General features: G+C 70.3%; 15 protein-coding genes and 1 pseudogene. 8 read left to right on the forward strand and 8 right to left on the reverse strand.

Features of this window, described 5'->3' with window-relative positions:
- Positions 1-44 precede the first annotated feature (44 nt).
- Together D8670_RS05880 and D8670_RS05885 are read right to left on the reverse strand one after the other, a co-directional pair.
- On the reverse strand, positions 45-1,115 hold the full coding sequence (locus D8670_RS05880; RefSeq protein WP_121817138.1) for an archaeosine biosynthesis radical SAM protein RaSEA: 1,071 nt from the start codon (positions 1,113-1,115) through the stop codon (positions 45-47).
- Between the two features lie 39 nt (positions 1,116-1,154).
- Positions 1,155-3,587 (reverse strand): bacterio-opsin activator domain-containing protein, encoded by a 2,433-nt coding sequence (locus D8670_RS05885; RefSeq protein ID WP_121817139.1) that lies wholly within the window; start codon positions 3,585-3,587, stop codon positions 1,155-1,157.
- A 125-nt stretch (positions 3,588-3,712) separates the two neighbouring features.
- On the opposite strand from D8670_RS05885, the gene D8670_RS05890 reads away from it, so the two are divergent.
- From D8670_RS05890 to D8670_RS05905, 4 genes are read left to right on the forward strand one after another with little or no spacing between them, the layout of a single operon-like run.
- On the forward strand, positions 3,713-4,270 hold the full coding sequence (locus D8670_RS05890) for a hypothetical protein (protein WP_162994200.1): 558 nt from the start codon (positions 3,713-3,715) through the stop codon (positions 4,268-4,270).
- Between the two features lie 25 nt (positions 4,271-4,295).
- Complete coding sequence (locus tag D8670_RS05895; RefSeq protein WP_121817141.1) at positions 4,296-5,363, forward strand: signal peptidase I; 1,068 nt, start codon at positions 4,296-4,298, stop codon at positions 5,361-5,363.
- Position 5,364: 1 nt separating this feature from the next.
- Positions 5,365-5,892, forward strand: a complete 528-nt coding sequence (locus D8670_RS05900) for a hypothetical protein (RefSeq protein ID WP_162994201.1) — start codon at positions 5,365-5,367, stop codon at positions 5,890-5,892.
- Positions 5,889-7,271 (forward strand): DUF5305 family protein, encoded by a 1,383-nt coding sequence (locus D8670_RS05905; RefSeq protein WP_121817143.1) that lies wholly within the window; start codon positions 5,889-5,891, stop codon positions 7,269-7,271. Before D8670_RS05900 ends, D8670_RS05905 begins: the two co-directional genes overlap by 4 nt.
- Before the next feature lie 38 nt (positions 7,272-7,309).
- Here D8670_RS05905 and D8670_RS05910 read toward each other — a convergent pair whose 3' ends face one another.
- Positions 7,310-7,672 carry a VanZ family protein gene (locus tag D8670_RS05910; RefSeq protein ID WP_121817144.1) on the reverse strand — a complete coding sequence of 121 codons (363 nt, stop codon included), beginning with the start codon at positions 7,670-7,672 and terminating at the stop codon, positions 7,310-7,312.
- Between the two features lie 169 nt (positions 7,673-7,841).
- Between D8670_RS05910 and D8670_RS05915 the strand changes: the two genes are divergently transcribed.
- The 4 genes from D8670_RS05915 to D8670_RS05930 all read left to right on the forward strand — a co-directional run bounded on the left by D8670_RS05915 (position 7,842) and on the right by D8670_RS05930 (position 12,782).
- Positions 7,842-9,773 carry an aldehyde ferredoxin oxidoreductase family protein gene (locus tag D8670_RS05915; RefSeq protein ID WP_121817145.1) on the forward strand — a complete coding sequence of 644 codons (1,932 nt, stop codon included), beginning with the start codon at positions 7,842-7,844 and terminating at the stop codon, positions 9,771-9,773.
- A gap of 298 nt (positions 9,774-10,071) precedes the next feature.
- Positions 10,072-10,647, forward strand: coding sequence for a response regulator transcription factor (locus D8670_RS05920; RefSeq protein WP_121817579.1), 576 nt, complete (start codon positions 10,072-10,074; stop codon positions 10,645-10,647).
- A 36-nt stretch (positions 10,648-10,683) separates the two neighbouring features.
- The gene (locus tag D8670_RS05925; protein WP_121817146.1) at positions 10,684-12,006 is read left to right on the forward strand and encodes a glycoside hydrolase family 68 protein; all 1,323 of its coding nucleotides are present in this window, start codon (positions 10,684-10,686) and stop codon (positions 12,004-12,006) included.
- Between the two features lie 71 nt (positions 12,007-12,077).
- A complete protein-coding gene (locus D8670_RS05930; RefSeq protein WP_121817147.1) occupies positions 12,078-12,782 on the forward strand; it encodes a hypothetical protein in 705 nt (234 codons plus the stop codon).
- 4 nt (positions 12,783-12,786) lie between these two features.
- Here the strand turns inward: D8670_RS05930 and D8670_RS05935 are convergent, their stop codons facing one another.
- From D8670_RS05935 to D8670_RS05950, 5 genes and pseudogenes are all read right to left on the reverse strand, one after another.
- Complete coding sequence (locus D8670_RS05935) at positions 12,787-14,952, reverse strand: GH32 C-terminal domain-containing protein (RefSeq protein WP_121817148.1); 2,166 nt, start codon at positions 14,950-14,952, stop codon at positions 12,787-12,789.
- A 71-nt stretch (positions 14,953-15,023) separates the two neighbouring features.
- Positions 15,024-15,374, reverse strand: a complete 351-nt coding sequence (locus D8670_RS05940) for a DUF8048 family protein (protein WP_121817149.1) — start codon at positions 15,372-15,374, stop codon at positions 15,024-15,026.
- A gap of 106 nt (positions 15,375-15,480) precedes the next feature.
- A complete protein-coding gene (locus tag D8670_RS21790; protein WP_121817580.1) occupies positions 15,481-15,771 on the reverse strand; it encodes a MoaD-like domain-containing protein in 291 nt (96 codons plus the stop codon).
- Positions 15,748-16,026 (reverse strand): annotated as a pseudogene (locus D8670_RS21795) (ubiquitin-like small modifier protein 1); the annotation flags it as partial. The gene D8670_RS21790 and the pseudogene D8670_RS21795, both read right to left, overlap by 24 nt.
- 71 nt (positions 16,027-16,097) lie before the next feature.
- The gene (locus D8670_RS05950) at positions 16,098-16,484 is read right to left on the reverse strand and encodes a DUF7971 family protein (protein WP_121817150.1); all 387 of its coding nucleotides are present in this window, start codon (positions 16,482-16,484) and stop codon (positions 16,098-16,100) included.
- Between the last annotated feature and the right edge of the window lie 155 nt (positions 16,485-16,639).

Raw genomic sequence — 16,639 nt, forward strand, 5'->3', positions numbered from 1 at the left:
GGATCGTAGAAATCGCGGGACTGGAGGGCCGCCGATCGGTTAGACTACCGGGTCAGCGGCATGCTGTAGCTCTTCTCGCGCTCGATGACCGCCTCCCAGGTGCGCTCGCACTCGCAGGAGACCTGCTCGAACACGGTGGGGTCCTGGCGCAGGTCGAAGTCCTTGATCGCCTTCTGGACGCGGTCGTCGCACTCGCCGCAGTTGTGCGGGCCGCGGTCGCTCCCGTGGCCCACCGGGTCCGAGACGACGATGGCGTCGGCGTCGGCCGTGTCTTCGAGCACCTCGGCGACGCTCCAGAGCCACGGCGGGCGGTAGCCGTCCCGGAAGAACAGCTCGTCGACCATCGTGTAGCGCTGGACGTTACACGGGTTCATCGAGACGGTGTGGGCGTACTCGGCGCACTTGCGGACCGACCGCTTCATGTCCTCGACGGCCTCGGCCTCGCTGAGGAAGGGCGGTTTCATCAGCAGGTACGCCTTGATGCCGGCCCCGGCGGCGTCGGCCTCCTCGCTGGCCGCGACGAACTCGTCGAAGTCGAAGTACTTGTTGACGCAGTCGTGGCGCACGCGGTCGGTGCCGGTTTCGAGGCCGACCGCCACGTCGGTTTCGAGGCCCACCTCGGTGAAGTCGGCGAGCTTCTCGCGGTCGACGAAGTCGGGCAGGCTCTCGACGACGATGCGGTCGCGGTCGGCGAACGCCTCGGCGATCGCCTGCCGGGACTCCGCGCCGACCTCGCGCTCGTCGAGGAAGGAGCCGCTCGTGTAGATCTTGATGAGGCCGGACTTCTCGTCCGCGTTCTCGGCCTCGTGCTCCAGACAGGCGTCGATCTGGTCCATCAGCGCGTCGTGGGCGACGCTCCCGCCCTCGACGGACTCCGCGACGTAACCGCACATCGTGCAGCCGCCGGCCCGCGCCCAGCGACACCCGCCGGTGTTGAGGATGATGGTGAGGCTCTGGTAGACCCCGTCGGGCGTGTTGTCCTCGTCGATCCACACCCGCGTGGGCTCGTGGGGGTCGTAGGACGCGTCCTTCTCGGAGCGGATGTCCCGCATCACCTTGTTGTGGGCGTCCATCCCCTTGCCCTGCTCGTACACTTCGGGGCTCGGCTTGCTCATTGGCGGTCCGTAGCGGTCCGAACGGTAAAGCGACTTCGTTCACGGCCGCCGGCGTTCGAAGACGCCGGCGAGCAGTTCCCGCTGGCCGACCCGCAGGTGCTGGTGGAAGGTGGGCTGGGTGATGCCGAGCACGTCCGCGACCTCCTCGCCGTTCTGCGACCGGGGCCACTCGAAGAAGCCGCTGTGGTACGCGACCTGCAGCACCTCGCGCTGCCTGTCAGTCAGGCGCGCGGTCAGGGCCGACCACGGGTCGCCGTCCCCGTCCCCGCGGTCCGTCACGTCGCTCCGGGAGACGAGTTGCGCGCCGTCGAACCCGCTCTCGAACCGCTCGACGAGCCGGCGGACGTCGGCGCTCTCGCGCACCTCGACGACGACCCGTCCCCGCCCGTCCTCGGCCCGCGCGGTCGACAGCGTCGCGCCGTGGTCGGCGACGTACTCGACCAGCGGGGACTCCCGGATCGCCACCTCGTACACCCGGTCGTCGCCGTCGCCGAGGTCGCGGACGCGGTCCACCGTCGACACGCCCGCCGCCCACGCGGCGACGGCTCCCTCCTCGGCGTCGTCCGCGCGGACGAACAGGTGGAGCCGGCCGTCCGACCGGAGGGAGCGCCCGACGAGTTCGACCCCGCAGCCGACCGCCTCCGAGAGGGCGACGAGCAGCGACGACGAGTCCCGCAGGGTGAACGTCAGTTCAACCGCGCCCATGTCGATCCGCGCGGAGCGGCGCTGCGCGGTGTTGATCGCGTAACCGATCGTCTCGCCGAGCTCCGCGAGCATGTCCCGCTCCCTCGGCCCGAACGCCTCGCGGGACCCCGCGTAGACGACGAGCACGTCGTAGAGGATGTTCTGGTACGTGACGGGCACGGCGGCGACCGAGCGGTAGCCCCGCGCCCGCGCCATGTCGATCCGCTCGGCCGGGAGGTCGCTCCTGGCGACGTCGGGCACCACCGTCACGTCGCGTTCCTCGACGGTCTCGACGAGGACGGGGTCCTCGGCGACGGCTATCGGCGAGTCGGTCACGTAGCCGTCGCCCACGCCCGCCCGGAACCGCGGCGCGACGGTCCCGTCTTCGAGGTCGTAGCGGCCGAGCCACGCGAACTGGTACTGGTCGGCGGCGCCGAACTGCTCGCAGACGAGCCGCTCGATCTCCTCCCGCGTCGAGACGTGGACGAGCGCTTGGTTGACGTCCCGGATCACCTCGTTCATGTTGTTCAGCGCCTCCAGCTCGTCGCGCTGGTCGGCGAGCTGGCGCTCGCGGTCCCGGAGCAGCCGGTCCCGGTCGGCCCGGTCGAGCGCGCCGCCGACGTGGGCGGCGAGTATCTGCGCGAGGTCGCGGTCGTACCGGTCGAACCCCTCCCCGTCCGTCGCGCCGGCGTAGAGGACGCCGTGCTCGCCGAGCGGCACGCGGAGGTCGGCCGACAGGCCCTCGGGCGCGTCGTCGCCCTCGCTGAGGTCGTACCGCCGGTCGGACGACCGCGGGAAGATGAGGTCCTCGACGGCGACGTCGACGGTCAGGGCGGCGTCGCTCAGCGCCGCCCTCGCGTCGTCGGTCGCCGCGGCGGGTCGGCTCGCACCCCCGGTTTCCTCCAGGAGGTACGCCCGATTGACCGTCGCGCCGAGCAGGTCGCTCGCCGTTTCGACGGCGGTCGAGAGGACGGACTCCTTCGCCGTCATCGTCATCAGCTCCCGGGTCGTGCTCAGGAGGGCGTCCCGCGCCCGCTCGCGGCGGCGGCGCCCCGTCACGTCGCGTGCGGTGACGTACACCCGCGGTCGGCCGCCGAGGTGGATGCGCCTGAGGTTCACCTCTATCCAGACCGGATCGCCGTCCGCCCGCTCGCAGCGCCAGTCGACGACGTCGTCGGGGAGCGTCTCCCGCGACCGGAGCCACTCCGCCACGGGCGTCCCGCCGTCGTCGGGCACCGTCGCCGCCAGCGCGTCGAGCGTCAGATCGTCGTCCGACTCCGCCGAACAGCCCCACAGGGTGCAGGCGGCGGGGTTAGCGTCGACCACGTCGCCCTCGTCGTCGACGACGAACACCGGGTCGTCGACGGCGTCGAACAGCACCTCGTAGGAGCGCTGCCGCCGCCGCCCGTCGACCGCGTTCCTGATGCGGTTGGCGAGCAGTTCGTACTGGCCGGTGCCGGTCGATTTCCTGATGTAGTCCGTCGCGCCCGCGCGGATGGCCGCCGCCGCGACGCTCTCGCTCCCCTCGCCGGTGAAGAGGACGAACGGGACGTCGGCCCGGCGCTCGCGGACGGCGTCGAGGAACTCCAGCCCGTCCATCGCCGGCATCCGGTAGTCGCTCACGACGCAGTCGACGCGCTCGCCGGCGTCCAGTCTGTCGAGGGCGTCGGCGGGCGCCGCCTCGGCGACCACCTCGATGTCCGGCTGGGTGTGTTCGAAGTGGTCGGCGACGAGCGACGTGATCCGCTCGTTATCGTCTACGCAGAGTACTCGGATATCTGATGTCATAGAGAGATATTCATCGATGCTTGCCACCGAAATGTACCAGGGAGCCAAATATGTTAGGGAATATTTCAGACGTCCCTAATATAATGGCGGGAAGGTATAACCCTACATATCAGTTCTCCAGATATATGCAGCGCAAAGCTGTCTTGGTAATCGGCACAGTATTGATCGCGTCGGTCGCAATGGGTTCGGCCGCGTTCACCAGCGGTAGCGTCGACCGTGCGGCCACGGTCCAAGTTGTCGGCGACGACGCGGCCGCCACCGGCCTCGCGCCGGGCGGCGGAACGAACAGCGGCGTCGTTCAGTACGACTCGAACAACCAGCTCTCGATCGACTTCTCGAACGTGAGCAGCAACGCCGACGGCATCAACGGGAACGCTAACTACACGATCGGTGACCACTCGAGCGCGACTACCACCTACGCGTTCAACGTTACCAACAACGACGATGCCACTCACACCTACACGCTCTCGTACGCTTTCTCCGGGTCGCCGGCTACTGACTCGAGCGTGACGTTCACGGCGTACAACAGCACGGGCTCGAAGCTCGCGACTGCCTCCGACAGTGGCTCCGGGTCGTTCGATCTGGGTAGCACGGAGACGGCCTACGTCGTGATGGAAGTCAATTCGACGGGGACGACGAGCGCTGAATCGCTCTCCGGCGACCTGACGATCACGGCGACGTAACCACGTCCCACCTCGTTTCAGACTGATGTACCGTTACGTCGGCGCGGTCGTGCTGGTCGGGTTCGTGGCGCTCTCAGCGGCGACGCCGCTCGGGGCGGCCTACGTCTACTCCGACAGCATGGAGCCGACGATATCGACCGGTGACGGGTTCGTCGTCGTCCCAGCGGACGACGCCGGCCCGGGAGACGTCGTCACTTTCTGGTCCGACCACCGCGAGGAGTACGTCACGCACCGCGTCGTCGCGGAGACGGAGTCGGGGTACGTCACGAAGGGGGACAACAACCCGATCACGGACCAGGCCGCCGGTCATCCGCCCGTTCGGCAGTCGGACGTCGAGGGGACCGTCCTGACGCTCGGCGGCGGGCCGGTGACGGTGCCCCACGTCGGGGACGCGGTGCGGTTCGCGTCGAAGCACGCGACGGTCCTCGCGGGGGCCGGCGCCCTGTTGGTCGCCGCCCTCGTCGGTTCGTCCTCGTCCCGGTCGCGGGACGTGCTCAGCGCGCGGACGCTGTTCCGCGGGCTGATCGCCGCGAGCGTCATCGTCGGCGTCGTCGGCGTCCTGCTGACCGGCGGCACGGTGCGTTTCCCGGTCAGCGATTCCGCCGACGGAGCGACGCCGGAGACGGTAATCTTCGAGAACGACAGCGCGAACGTGACGTTATCGATGGCATCGTCGCCGTACTCGTACCGGGCGATAGCGGCGTCCGGCGTCCGGATCGTAGACAGGTCGTCGGCGGGCGACGGGGAAGCGAAGCCCGCGGACGGCGGGGAGGCGACGACCGACGGCGGAGAAACGACCGGCGAGAAGGGGTCCGCGAACGCCGACGAAAGCGGGGCGACGACCGGCGAGGTCACGCTGACGCTCGCGAGGGACGGCTCCGGCGCGGACGCCGCGACCGTTCGGGTGTACCAGTACCCGAGGGTCCTCCCGGCGGGGATCGTCCGCGCGGCGCACGCGGTTCACCCACTGGTCGCCGCGGTACTGACGGTCGGCGTCGGGCACCTGCCGGTCGCCGCGCTGTACCTGCTGACGATAGACGGGCGAGAACCGCTGCGGTCGGGCCGCTGGCGCGGACCGCTTCGGGGGAAGTGAGATGCGCCGACGCACCCGCTCCCGTCGGCGTTCGGGGCGACCCTGGCTGTCGGTGGTCGTCGTCGCGGTGACGAGCCTGCTCCTGCTGACGGCGATGCCGCCGTCGGCGTCGTTCGACACCGGATCGGTGGGACGAGGATCGGGAATCGCCGTCGCCGACGACGGGAACGCGATCCTCGGCTTGAGCAACCACTCCGCGCTGAAGACGGGGGAGACCTGCAAGCTCGTCAACGTCACCAACCGGTTCGACCGGTCGGTGACGGTCACCGTGGCGCTCCGCGAGGACTCCGAGAAGTACGGTAACCTGACGCTGGGGAACGGCCGCGAGGGGAACCAGACCAGCTTCTCGCTCGGGACCGGGATTTCGCGGACGGTCGGGCTGGAGACGGACAACGAAAGCGCCTACGACGGCGACGACGTGTACTTCCACGCCAACGCCACGGGGGACGGCGTTCGCGCCGTCGCGACGGACAGGCACTCGACCATCGACGACGGCGCGTCCACCACGGACTGCGACATCACGCTATGAGCTGGATCGCAGCCGGACGGCTCCGGTACGAGCGGCTGGTCGCCACTCACGGCAGGAGCGTCGTGCTCGCGCTGGCGGTGCTCGGCCTCGTCGCGGCGGGCGTCACGGCGGTCGGCGTCGCCTCGCCGCCGACGGAGACAAGCCGGATGGCGACCGACACCGTCAGGGTCACCGCGGACGGGTCGGACTCGGCGACGGTCACCGGCGAGAGCGAACTGTACGAGCGCGGGGAGGTCGTCCGCGACAGCCCGGCGTACCTGACCGCGGCCGCGCCGAACCTCACCGTCACCGCCGAGACGAGCGTCTCCGACGGTCGGTCGGCGAACGTCACCCAGGACCTCGTGCTGACCTACCGCGCGAAGCGCGGCGGCGAGACGTACTGGGAGGAGCCGGTTCCTATCGGGCACGCCGAGGGCGTCGCGGGCGACGACCCCGCGACGGTGTCGGCGACGGTGAACGTGGCCGACGTGCGCGACCGGATCGAGGCGATACGCGGGGAGACGGGGTCGCGGACGACCGTCAGCGCCGTCGTGGTCCACCGCGCCGCCTACGAGACGGGGAGCCGCAGCGGGGAACTGCGAAGCAGCGCGGGACTCAGCGTCGGCGACCGCTCCTACTCGCTCGGCGACGGCCTCGGTACGAGCGACACGTACCACGACCGCGAGGTCGTCACCCGGGCCGACGAGGACCGGACGACGGCGCTGTTCGGCGTCACTGTCGCGTCGTGGTCCCTCTGGTCGGCCCCGCTGGCGCTCGGCTTCCTGCTCGGTGCCGGTCACGCTGGCGTCGTCCGGCGGCGCGGCGTCGACCCGCGAGCGGTCGAGCGCCGACTGGAGCGGGACCGGTTCGCCGAGTGGGTCTCTCACGGCGAGGTACCGGACGACGTCGCCGACCGGCGCGTCGCGATCGCCTCGCTCGCGGACCTGGTCGACGTCGCCATCGACGCCGACCGCCGCGTCGTCTCCGACCGCCGGACGGAGCGATACGTGGTGATCGACGGGAACGTGGCGTACGTCTACGCTCCCGACGGTCCGGCGGCGGCCGAGGACCCGACCGAGAGACCTGCCGGCGGCACGACCGACGACGCCGATCCGCTGGCGCCGGACCGCGCGGAAGCCGCTTCCGGGGGAAGCGGCGGCCGCGACCGGGACGCGCCGCGAACCGGCATCCCGGAGACTACAACTCGTTCGGCCGGGGACCGAGCGAGCGTCGAGGGGAACGGGACTGACGACGTGGCGGCACGCGAATCAGCAGACGTCTTCGAGACGAACGACGTCTTCGTCGCGGAGGAGGGCGACGATGCGGACGCGTCCGCGGCGGGGGCCGCGGACGAGTTCGTCTGGAGCGACCCCGCCCCGGAGAGCGACTCCGAGGCGTGATACCGGCAGCGAAGTCACAGCTGTCTGGCGAGTCCCGCCTATCGCCCCATCCTCCGACGATATCCGACGACGACGGCGGCGCCGAGGACCGCGCCCAGCGCGTTCGCGCCGGCGTCGGCCAGGGAGAACGCTCGGTAGGGGATGCCCGCCTGTAGCAGTTCTATCGCGAGTCCGTACGACGTCGCGCCGCAGACCGAGAGCCCGGCGGCCCACTTGGTGGACCGCCGGTGCGCGGTCAGCCCGACGACCAGCGTTCCGGCCAGCGCGGCGTAGCCCGCGCCGTGGAGGAGTTTGTCGAGCGGGAGCGGGCCGGCCGCGCCGCCCGCGGGGCCGGGCGGGACCGCCGACGCGACGAGGAGGGCGACCGCGACGGCGAGCGCGGGGAGCCAGCGTCGGTGCACGTTCGATCCCGGAACCGGTCGCCGAAAAAACTGACCGGTTCGGCGCGGTGCGACGGCGGGGTCCCGGAACCCGACCGGCCCATAAGTGCGCGAACGTAACCGCCGACGGTTACGCCGCTATGCTAACGGCTAACACATTGGAGAGCATATGTAACGAACGTAATTAACAATGACCGACATCGGAGGGTTTCAGGACAGGGTCGCGAGGGTCGACCTGTCCGAGGGAGACGTGCGGTACGAAGGCATCGACGAGGAGGACGCGAAGAAGTACATCGGGGCGCGCGGACTGGGCGTGAAGTACGTCTTCGAGCAGGGGCCGGACGTCGATCCGTTAGGTCCGGACAACCTGCTGGCGTTCATGAACGGCCCGCTGACGGGGACGCAGACGACGATGAGCGGCCGCATCGCCGTCTGCACGAAGTCGCCGCTGACGGGAACGGTGACGGACTCGCACCACGGCGGATGGTCGGGCGCGCGCCTCAAGTGGGCGGGCTTCGACGGCCTCCTGTTCGAGGGCCAGGCCGACGACCCCGTCTACGCCGTCGTCGAGGACGGCGAGGTCGAACTGCGTGACGCCTCGCACGTGTGGGGCCAGGGCGTCCACGACACGCTGGACGAACTGGAGGGCGAGGTCGACGGCGCGTACGGCAAGAACCTCTCGGCCATGGCGATCGGGCAGGGCGGCGAGAACCAAGTGCGGTTCGGCTGCATCATCAACGAGGACGACCGCGCCTCGGGCCGCGGCGGCACCGGCGCGGTCATGGGCTCGAAGAACCTCAAGGCGGTCGTCGTCAAGTCCGGCACCGACATGCCGAAGCCGGAGGACAAGGAGACGTTCATGGAGGGCCACAAGCAGGCGATGCAGGCCATCCAGGAGTCCGACGTCACCGCGCCGAACGAGGGCGGCCTCTCGCAGTTCGGGACGAACGTGCTGATGAACGTCACCGAGGAGATGGACGGGCTGCCGACCCAGAACGGCCGGTACACCTCGACCGCCTCCGAGGCCGAGGAGTCGCCGAGCGAGCCGAACATCGACTCGGAGAACGTCTCGGGCGAGAACGTCCGGGAGAACATCCTCGTCGACGAGCCGACCTGTCACTCCTGTCCGGTCGCGTGCAAGAAGGAGGTCGAGGTCGACGTCCACCACAAGGGCGAGGAGATGAACGTCCGGATGGAGTCCTACGAGTACGAGTCCGCGTGGGCGCTCGGGCCCAACTCGATGAGCGACGACCGCGACAAGGTCGCCGTGATGATCGACCGGTGTAACGACTACGGCGTCGACACCATCGAGATGGGCAACATCATGGCGATGGCGATGGAGGCCACCGAGAAGGGCTACCTCGACGACCTCGGCGAGGGCCTGGAGTGGGGCGACGAGGAGACGATGATCGAGATGATCGAGCGCGTCGCCCACCGCGAGGGCGACCTCGCGGACCTGCTCGCGGAGGGCCAGCGGCGCATGGCCGAGGAGATCGACGCGCACGACTGCCGCCTCGACGTGAAGGGGCAGGCGATCGCCGCGTACGACCCCCGCTGCATGAAGGGGATGGGCATCGGCTACGCCACCTCGAACCGCGGGGCCTGCCACCTGCGCGGGTACACGCCGGCCGCGGAGATCCTCGGCATCCCCGAGAAGGTCGACCCCTACGAGTGGGAGGGCAAGGGGGAGCTCACCGCCACGTTCCAGGACATGCACGCCATCTCCGACTCGTTCGACATCTGCAAGTTCAACGCCTTCGCGGAGGGCATCGAGGAGTACGTGCTCCAGTACAACGGGATGACCGGTCTCGATTACTCCGAAGACGATCTGCTCGAAGCGGGCGAGCGGATCTACAACCTGGAGCGGTACTACAACAACCTCGTCGGCTTCGACGGCGACGACGACACCCTGCCCGACCGCTTCCTCGAAGACGGCGTCCGCGGGCAGGGCGCGAGCGAGGGCGAGTACTGCGAACTCGACGAGATGAAAGCGGAGTACTACGACGTCCGCGACTGGGAGGACGGCGTCGTCCCCGACGAGAAACTCGAAGCACTCGGCATCGAGATCGGCCCCGGCACCGGCGTGAGTGGCGGCGGAGCGGCGGCTCCGTCCGATGACTGATCGGGGAGCCCCTCGTGGGCGACCTGCAGTCATCGGTCGTGAAAGCGACGACTGACCGGCACTGAGTGGGCCGGTAGGCCCCGAAGTGCAGCGGTTTCACTGGGATAGTCCGATGACTGAGCGGTGTCTGCGCGAGCGCAGGCTCGTCGGACCGCCGGTCCGGCGGTGAGCACCTCGCGGGCCAACCGCAGCGCGGAAACAGTTCGGATCGATCATGGAGTTTCCTTCCGCCGTCCCCGAGTTCGTCGTCGCCACTCGGCCGAAGTTTTCTTACCACAGTATCGACAATATCGGATCGATGACTGAAAGGGCCACAGTCCTCGTCGTCGAAGACGAGGTGAACCTCGCGGAGCTCTACGCGTCCTACCTGTCGGACGAGTACGACGTCCGGACGGCGTACGGCGGGGACGAGGCCCTGGCGATGATGGGCCCGGAGGTGGACGTGGTCCTGCTCGACCGGAAGCTGCCGAACACCCCCGGCGACGAGGTGCTCAGCCGCATCCGCGGGCGGAACTACAACGCCTACGTGGCGATGGTGACCGCCGTCGACCCCGACTTCGACATCGTCGACGTGCCGGTCGACGACTACCTCTGCAAGCCCGTGACGCGGGCGGACCTGCTGAGGATGGTCGAGGAGTTCTACGCCCGGCGCACCCACGACGACCTCCAGCGCGAGCTCTCGGCGAAGCTCGTCCGCCGGAACGTCCTCGCCGTCGAGAAGACGGCGGCCGAACTCGAAGCAAGCGAGGAGTTCCGGCGCCTCGAAGCGCGCATCGCGGAGCTCCGGGACGAGGTCGAGCACCTCTCGCGGTCGCTCGACGAGGCGGACGCCGGGGACGCTCGGCGCGGGTCCGTGGCGGGGTTCTCCGAATAGCGGGATTTATCCACGGACCGGGCGCTTGTTCTAGCCATGTCTCTCTACGACGCCGCGCCGGACGGCGGCGGCCGCACCGCAGCGTGGACCCGGGGGCAGGCCCGCGAGGTCGCGCGCTCCGACGACGTCGTCGCGCCGGTCGTCTACCCGCCCGAGACGGACCCGCTCTCCGACGACGTGCACGTCTGGGACACGTGGATCCTCCGCGACCGCGACGGGAGCATCGCAACCGTCGACGGCTACCGCGTCATCCTCTCGCTGACCGCGCCGGCCGACGTACTGCCGGGCAAGCGCCACGACCTGGCGACGATCCGGTACTTCTACTCCCGAGACGGGAAGCAGTGGCGGGACGGGGGTCCCGTGTTCGACGCCGACGCCGCGTTCGGCCAGCGCCAGTGGGCCGGCTCCGCGCTGCTTGACGACGACGGCGCGGTGTACGTCTACTACACCGCCGCCGGCCACGCTGACGCCGAGGCCCTCACCTACGAGCAGCGCATCGCCGTGGCCGCCGGCGGCCGCGTCAAGACCGGCGACGGCCTCCGCATCGAGGGTGACTGGGAACACGAGGTGATCCTCGAACCCGACGGCAACCGCTACGAGCGCGAGGACCAGTCCCGGGGAATGATCTACACGTTCCGCGACCCGTGGTTCTTCGAGGACCCGGCGACCGGCCGGACGCATCTCCTCTTCGAGGCGAACACGCCGGTTCCCGAGGGGAGCGACGCCTGCGACGGCGACCCGGCGCTCCAGGAGTTCAACGGCAGCATCGGGATCGCGACGTCGCCGACCGGCGACCCGACCGACTGGGAGCTCCGGCCGCCGCTGCTCGACGCCGTCTGCGTCAATCAGGAACTCGAGCGCCCGCACGTCGTCGTCCGCGACGGGCGGTACTACCTCTTCTTCTCCAGCCACGACCACACGTTCGCGCCCGGGATCGACGGGTTCGACGGTCTCTACGGTTTCGTCGCCGACTCACTGCGCGGCGACTACCGACCCCTGAACGACACCGGCCTCGTCCTGACGAACCCCGCGAACGCGGCGTTCCAGACGTACTCCTGGATGGCGTTTCCCCACCGCGACGAGGTGCTCGTCCAGAGCTTCTTCAACTACTACGACCTCGGCGACCTCTCGCTGGACGACGTGGGGCACCTCCCGGAGGAGGAGCAGTTAGGGAAGTTCGGCGGGACGCTCGCGCCCACCGCGCGCCTCGGCGTCGACGGCGACCGGACGTGGATCCGCGGGACGCTCGACCACGGCCACGTGCCGACCGAGGCCGAGGACCTGCCGCCGCTCCGCCGGTTCGGCGACGAACGGGTCGCGACCGGGCGGTACGGTCGGCGGAATCCGAGCGGACGGTAAGACCGGTTCGCGCCGTTCCCCTGACCGTTCTAACGAGAAAACACTTACCGCGGGCCGCCGCACGCTCGGCCATGTCCCCCCGCGACCGACGACGCTTCCTCCGGACGAGCGCCGCGGCCGCCGCCCTTCTCGCAGGTTGTACCGGCACCGACGGCGGGACGGAAACGACCGGCCCCGCGACCGAACAGACGAGTACCGCGACGACCGCCGCCGAAACGACGGCGGAGCCGGCCCCGTCCGCGATCGGCGCGAGCGCCTCTGTCGTCTCGCAGGCATCGGCCGATTCGCCGCCGGTCGCGGAACTCGAACTGACGAACCGGAGCGACCGGCCCGTGCCGGTGACGCCGACCGGCGAGGGCGGGCTCCCGATGGAGTACCTCGGGCCGCTCTACGGCGACGGCGAGAGCGATGGCCGCGTGATCTTCTTCCCGACCGCTCCCGACCACGTCTCCGTCCGCGGCGGGTCGCTCCCGGACGAGCGTCGCGACGGCTGCTGGCGGTTCCCGCGGGCCAAGGGCGACGACTACGTCGGCGTCGTCGTGGAGAACCTCGGCTTCGACGTCACCGTCGGCCCGGGGGAGACGTACGCGCGCCGCCACCGGATCTACTACGACGGGGCCGACGCCTGCTACCCGGCGTCGACGTACGAGGCGACAACGGGGCTCGTCCTCTCCGAGGGGATGTCCGGCGGGCCGACGTTCACCCTCGCGTACTCGCTCGACGCGTCCGACCCGGCGGCCCTCGCGCTGAGCGTCGAGAAGCGGACCGAGGACTGACGAACTACCGCCGAACGGACCGCTCCTCGCGCTCGTCGGCCCCCGGCCACGCCGACCCGACCCGCCACACGTCGAGCGACTCGACGGTCGCGGTGCCGCCCTCGGCGGCGATCGACACCGCCTCGCTGTCGGGGCGCACCGGGTAGCCGCGGCTCGTCAGGCAGCGCCGGTCGTTCGCGAACACCTCGATCACGGAGCCGTCGACGAAGACGCGGAGGTCGACCGGCCCGCCCCCGTCGAGCGGCATCGTCTGCGTCGACGCGTCCGCGCCGGGGTGGAGGCTGGACGACGAGCGGTCGACGGCCACCTCGCCGGCGTCGGTGACGCGTATCGTCGTCTCTTCCTCGCCGTCCGGCGAGCCGAGGACGGTGAGGTCGAACGCCGCCGCGTCGCCGAGGTCGACGGCGAGGTCGATCTCCAGGGCGTCGCCGTCGATGCCGAGCGGTTCGCGCTCGCCCGGTTCGACCGCGACCGACCCGCTCCGGAGGCGCTCCTCGCGGAGGTCGCGGAGTTCGGCGGGCGGGCGCTGGACGAGGCGGCCCTCGTCGTCCACGTCGAGGACGCGCGGGAGCGACATCGCGCCGGACCACCCGGCGTCCCACTGCGCGGCCGGGTCGCGGGCCTCCTGCACCCAGCCCCAGGTGAGGACCCGGCCGTCGTCAGCGCGGGTCGACTGCGGCGCGTAGTAGTCGCCGTAGTCGAGCAGGCCCTCGCGCTCGGGGGCGAACTCGCCGTCCTCGTACTGGCCGACGAAGTACACCACGTCCTCGTAGTTCGAGACGTGGAGCAGCTGTCGGTCGCCGAAGTCGAGCAGTTCGGGGCACTCCCAGACCGTCCCGTCGGCGGCGTCCGACGACGACAGGATGGGGCCGACGTACTCCCACTCGTCGAGGGTCTCGCCCTCGTACAGCAGCGCCGCGCCGCCGCCGTCCTGCAGGCCCGCGCCGACGAGCTGGTACCAGGTGTCGCCGTCGCGCCAGACGCAGTGGTCGCGGAACTCGGCCGCCCAGTGCTCCGTGCTCAGGATCGCCGGGTCCGTCGGCGGCTCCTCGACGACCGGGTTATCGGGGTCCTTGACCCACGTGCGGAGGTCGCCGTTGCCGGCCCGCGCGAGACAGGGTAACTGCCACTCGCCGCGGCCGCCGGTGTACAGCGCCGTCGGCGTTCCGTCGGTGTCGACCACGGCGCAGCCCGACCAGCAGCCGTCGCGGTCCGGGCCGTCGGGCGACGGTGTGAGCGCGACGGGTTCGTCCTCCCAGTGGATCAGGTCGTCGCTGACGGCGTGGCCCCAGTGGATCGCGTGGTGGAACGGGCCGACGGGGTTGTACTGGTAGAAGACGTGGTAGCGGCCGTCGTGCTGGATGACCCCGTTCGGGTCGTTGAGCCAGTTCGCCGGCGGGCTCAGGTGGTACTGCGGTCGGTGCCGGTCGATCCCGTCGAGCGAGGCGCGGACCGACGACAGTTCGTCGGCGCTTTTCGGTCGGCCGGTCGCCGACCACGCCTCGGTCGCGACCGATTCGAGCAGGCCGCCCGCCACCTGCGTCCGCTCGGCGACGTAGGCGTCGCTGGCGTCGAACGCGAGTCCCGCGCCGGCGCCGACGACCGTTCCCTCGCCGTGGCGCCACGCGAACGTCGTCATCTCGTAGGGGGAGTCGTCGGGGCCGCGGGTCATCGACGCGAGGAGGTCCCCTTGCGACGGGACGACCTCCTCGTACCGGGCGTACGAGTGGGTGATGCCAGTGGGGAGCGTCGTGATACGGAGGCGCTCGTCGGTCACCGCGGGGTGGTCGGCGTGGCGCGCCGCCCAGAGGAAGCCGTCGTCGCGGGTGATCTCCTCGCGGCCGGCCGCGTCAGGCGCGACGTCGTCGAAGCCGAGCGTCGCTATCGCGGAGAGCGCCCGGAGACTGAGAAAGAGGCCGCCGCCGTCGGCCACGAACGACCTGACCGTTGGGGCGACCTCCTCGACGCTCCGCTCGTCCGCGATCTCGCCGTCGGCGTGCCACCAGAGCGCGTCGTACCCGGCGAGGTCGGCGTCGCCGCGGCGCAGGTCGCCGAGCGAGACCCGGTCCGCGCGGGCGGCCGCGTCGCGACACCAATCGTACGCCGCCGCCTGTTCCGCGGAGAGCGTCCCGGCGTGCAGGCAGGCGACGGCTACCGGCGATCCGTTCATCACGCGCCCCTATCCGAGGCGCACACTAAGGGTTTGCCATCGTTTACTACACCTGTACCGAACCTGTCCGATCACTTCCCGACGACGACCGGGTCGCGGATCTCCAGGGCGCTCTCGAACTCCGACTCCCGGTCCTCCCGGCGCGCTATCCGCCGGACCTGCTCCTCGTGGGCGCGCCTGACGGCGTCGCGCTCCCTGTCGACGAGGTCGAGGTCCTCGCCGAGACGCTCCCAGTGGTCGGGGTCGGCGAGAAACACCGCGCGGTCGTCGTCCTCGTGGACGCACTCGAATCGCTCGCGGTACTCCGCGAGCGACAGTTCGGCCGCCACCTGCTCGACGAGCGCCGGCAGGCGCTCGGCGGCCACGCTGGCTTTCGCGCCCGCGACGAGGAGTATCTGGCCCTCGATGGCGTCCCCGGTCACGGCTCGTCCCCGACGCGGCCAGCGATCGGCCCTTCCGGCCGACCGACCGGCGCGCTCTCGGGCGATCGGTCCCGCTCTCGCCGCGGCGCGGTGGCGACCTGTCCGGTCATCCCCCGGCCCGGATCGCCTTCTGCGCGAACCGGTCGACGAGCGAGTCCAGGGTCTCGGGGTCGCCCTCGAACTCCACCGTGACCTCCGTCAGGGAGAGCGACGGCCCGATGTTCACTTTCTCGTCCGAGAGGGCGGCGCGCCAGTCCGACCCCTCGACGGCGGTGTCGGTGATCGCTTCGCCGCCGAGGTTCTCCAGGTACCGGCGGGCGAGCCGGACCGAGATGCCCCGGAACGAGCGGGTGCGCGACTCCCACGACTCGCTCCCGCCGGCGACCGGCGGGAACACCGACAGCGAGTCGCCGTCCGACAGGACGGTGTCCGGCCCCTCCATGTGGATCACCTCGCGGCCGTTTTTCAGCACGCTCAACTGCGGTCGCAACTCGTCGTCCTCCAGCAACTGGCCCTCGAGGCCCTCGTACTCGTCCTCGAGGGAGGCGAGCACCTCGCCGACGGTCACCGCCTCGCCGTCGTACTCCCGGGTCGTCTCCTTCTGGCCGACGGCCTCCCGGAAGGTGGCGAACGTCCGCAACTCGATCTCCATGTCACCGCAATGGGATGCGAGCGGCTTAAACCTCCGCCGGTCGGGTATCGTCGGCCGACGACCGACCGCGCTCAGCCGTCGGAGAGTCGGATGCCGTCTTCGACGAGCCGCGCGTTCCGCTCGCGGTCGAGCTCGTCAGCGATGTCGTCGCGCTCGTAGAGCTGCTCTATCAGGTCCGCGTACAGGTTCCGCCAGGCGATGGCGTAGATGGGCGACTGCCCCCACGCGCGCAGCTCCGGCACGAACTCGTCGAACGTCTCGGCGCGGGTTTCGAACCGCTCGACGGCGTCGGCGACGTACCCCGCCGCCTCGCGGTCGTCCTCGGCTGCCTCGATCGCGCGGTTGATCCGTCGTTCCCACCCTTCCACCGCTCGTTGCATGTCCTGTGCGGCGCTCTGTCCGTCATCGGGAAGCGAGTCGACGATCGGCTTCGGTACCGCGAGTGACACCTCGTCCATGCGGGTTCCTGCGTGCCGACGACCCAAAAACCCACTCGCCGGGGATCGCGGACCCCGGATGGTTCCGTCGACCGCGATAGCACCCGCGTCGGCGCGTCGTAATCGGAAATTTCCCTCATGCAGAGAGAGTAACTGCATCTTACAACTACCGGCTC

Source organism: Halostella limicola, assembly GCF_003675875.1.
Taxonomy (GTDB): domain Archaea; phylum Halobacteriota; class Halobacteria; order Halobacteriales; family Natronoarchaeaceae; genus Halostella; species Halostella limicola.

Excerpts from the sequence above, each read along its gene's own strand:
- D8670_RS05880 (WP_121817138.1), bottom strand. The coding sequence starts at position 1,115 with ATGAGCAAGCCGAGCCCCGAAGTGTACGAGCAGGGCAAGGGGATGGAC.
- D8670_RS05885 (WP_121817139.1), bottom strand. The coding sequence starts at position 3,587 with ATGACATCAGATATCCGAGTACTCTGCGTAGACGATAACGAGCGGATC.
- D8670_RS05890 (WP_162994200.1), top strand. The coding sequence starts at position 3,713 with ATGCAGCGCAAAGCTGTCTTGGTAATCGGCACAGTATTGATCGCGTCG.
- D8670_RS05895 (WP_121817141.1), top strand. The coding sequence starts at position 4,296 with ATGTACCGTTACGTCGGCGCGGTCGTGCTGGTCGGGTTCGTGGCGCTC.
- D8670_RS05900 (WP_162994201.1), top strand. The coding sequence starts at position 5,365 with ATGCGCCGACGCACCCGCTCCCGTCGGCGTTCGGGGCGACCCTGGCTG.
- D8670_RS05905 (WP_121817143.1), top strand. The coding sequence starts at position 5,889 with ATGAGCTGGATCGCAGCCGGACGGCTCCGGTACGAGCGGCTGGTCGCC.
- D8670_RS05915 (WP_121817145.1), top strand. The coding sequence starts at position 7,842 with ATGACCGACATCGGAGGGTTTCAGGACAGGGTCGCGAGGGTCGACCTG.
- D8670_RS05920 (WP_121817579.1), top strand. The coding sequence starts at position 10,072 with ATGACTGAAAGGGCCACAGTCCTCGTCGTCGAAGACGAGGTGAACCTC.
- D8670_RS05925 (WP_121817146.1), top strand. The coding sequence starts at position 10,684 with ATGTCTCTCTACGACGCCGCGCCGGACGGCGGCGGCCGCACCGCAGCG.
- D8670_RS05930 (WP_121817147.1), top strand. The coding sequence starts at position 12,078 with ATGTCCCCCCGCGACCGACGACGCTTCCTCCGGACGAGCGCCGCGGCC.
- D8670_RS05935 (WP_121817148.1), bottom strand. The coding sequence starts at position 14,952 with ATGAACGGATCGCCGGTAGCCGTCGCCTGCCTGCACGCCGGGACGCTC.
- D8670_RS05950 (WP_121817150.1), bottom strand. The coding sequence starts at position 16,484 with ATGGACGAGGTGTCACTCGCGGTACCGAAGCCGATCGTCGACTCGCTT.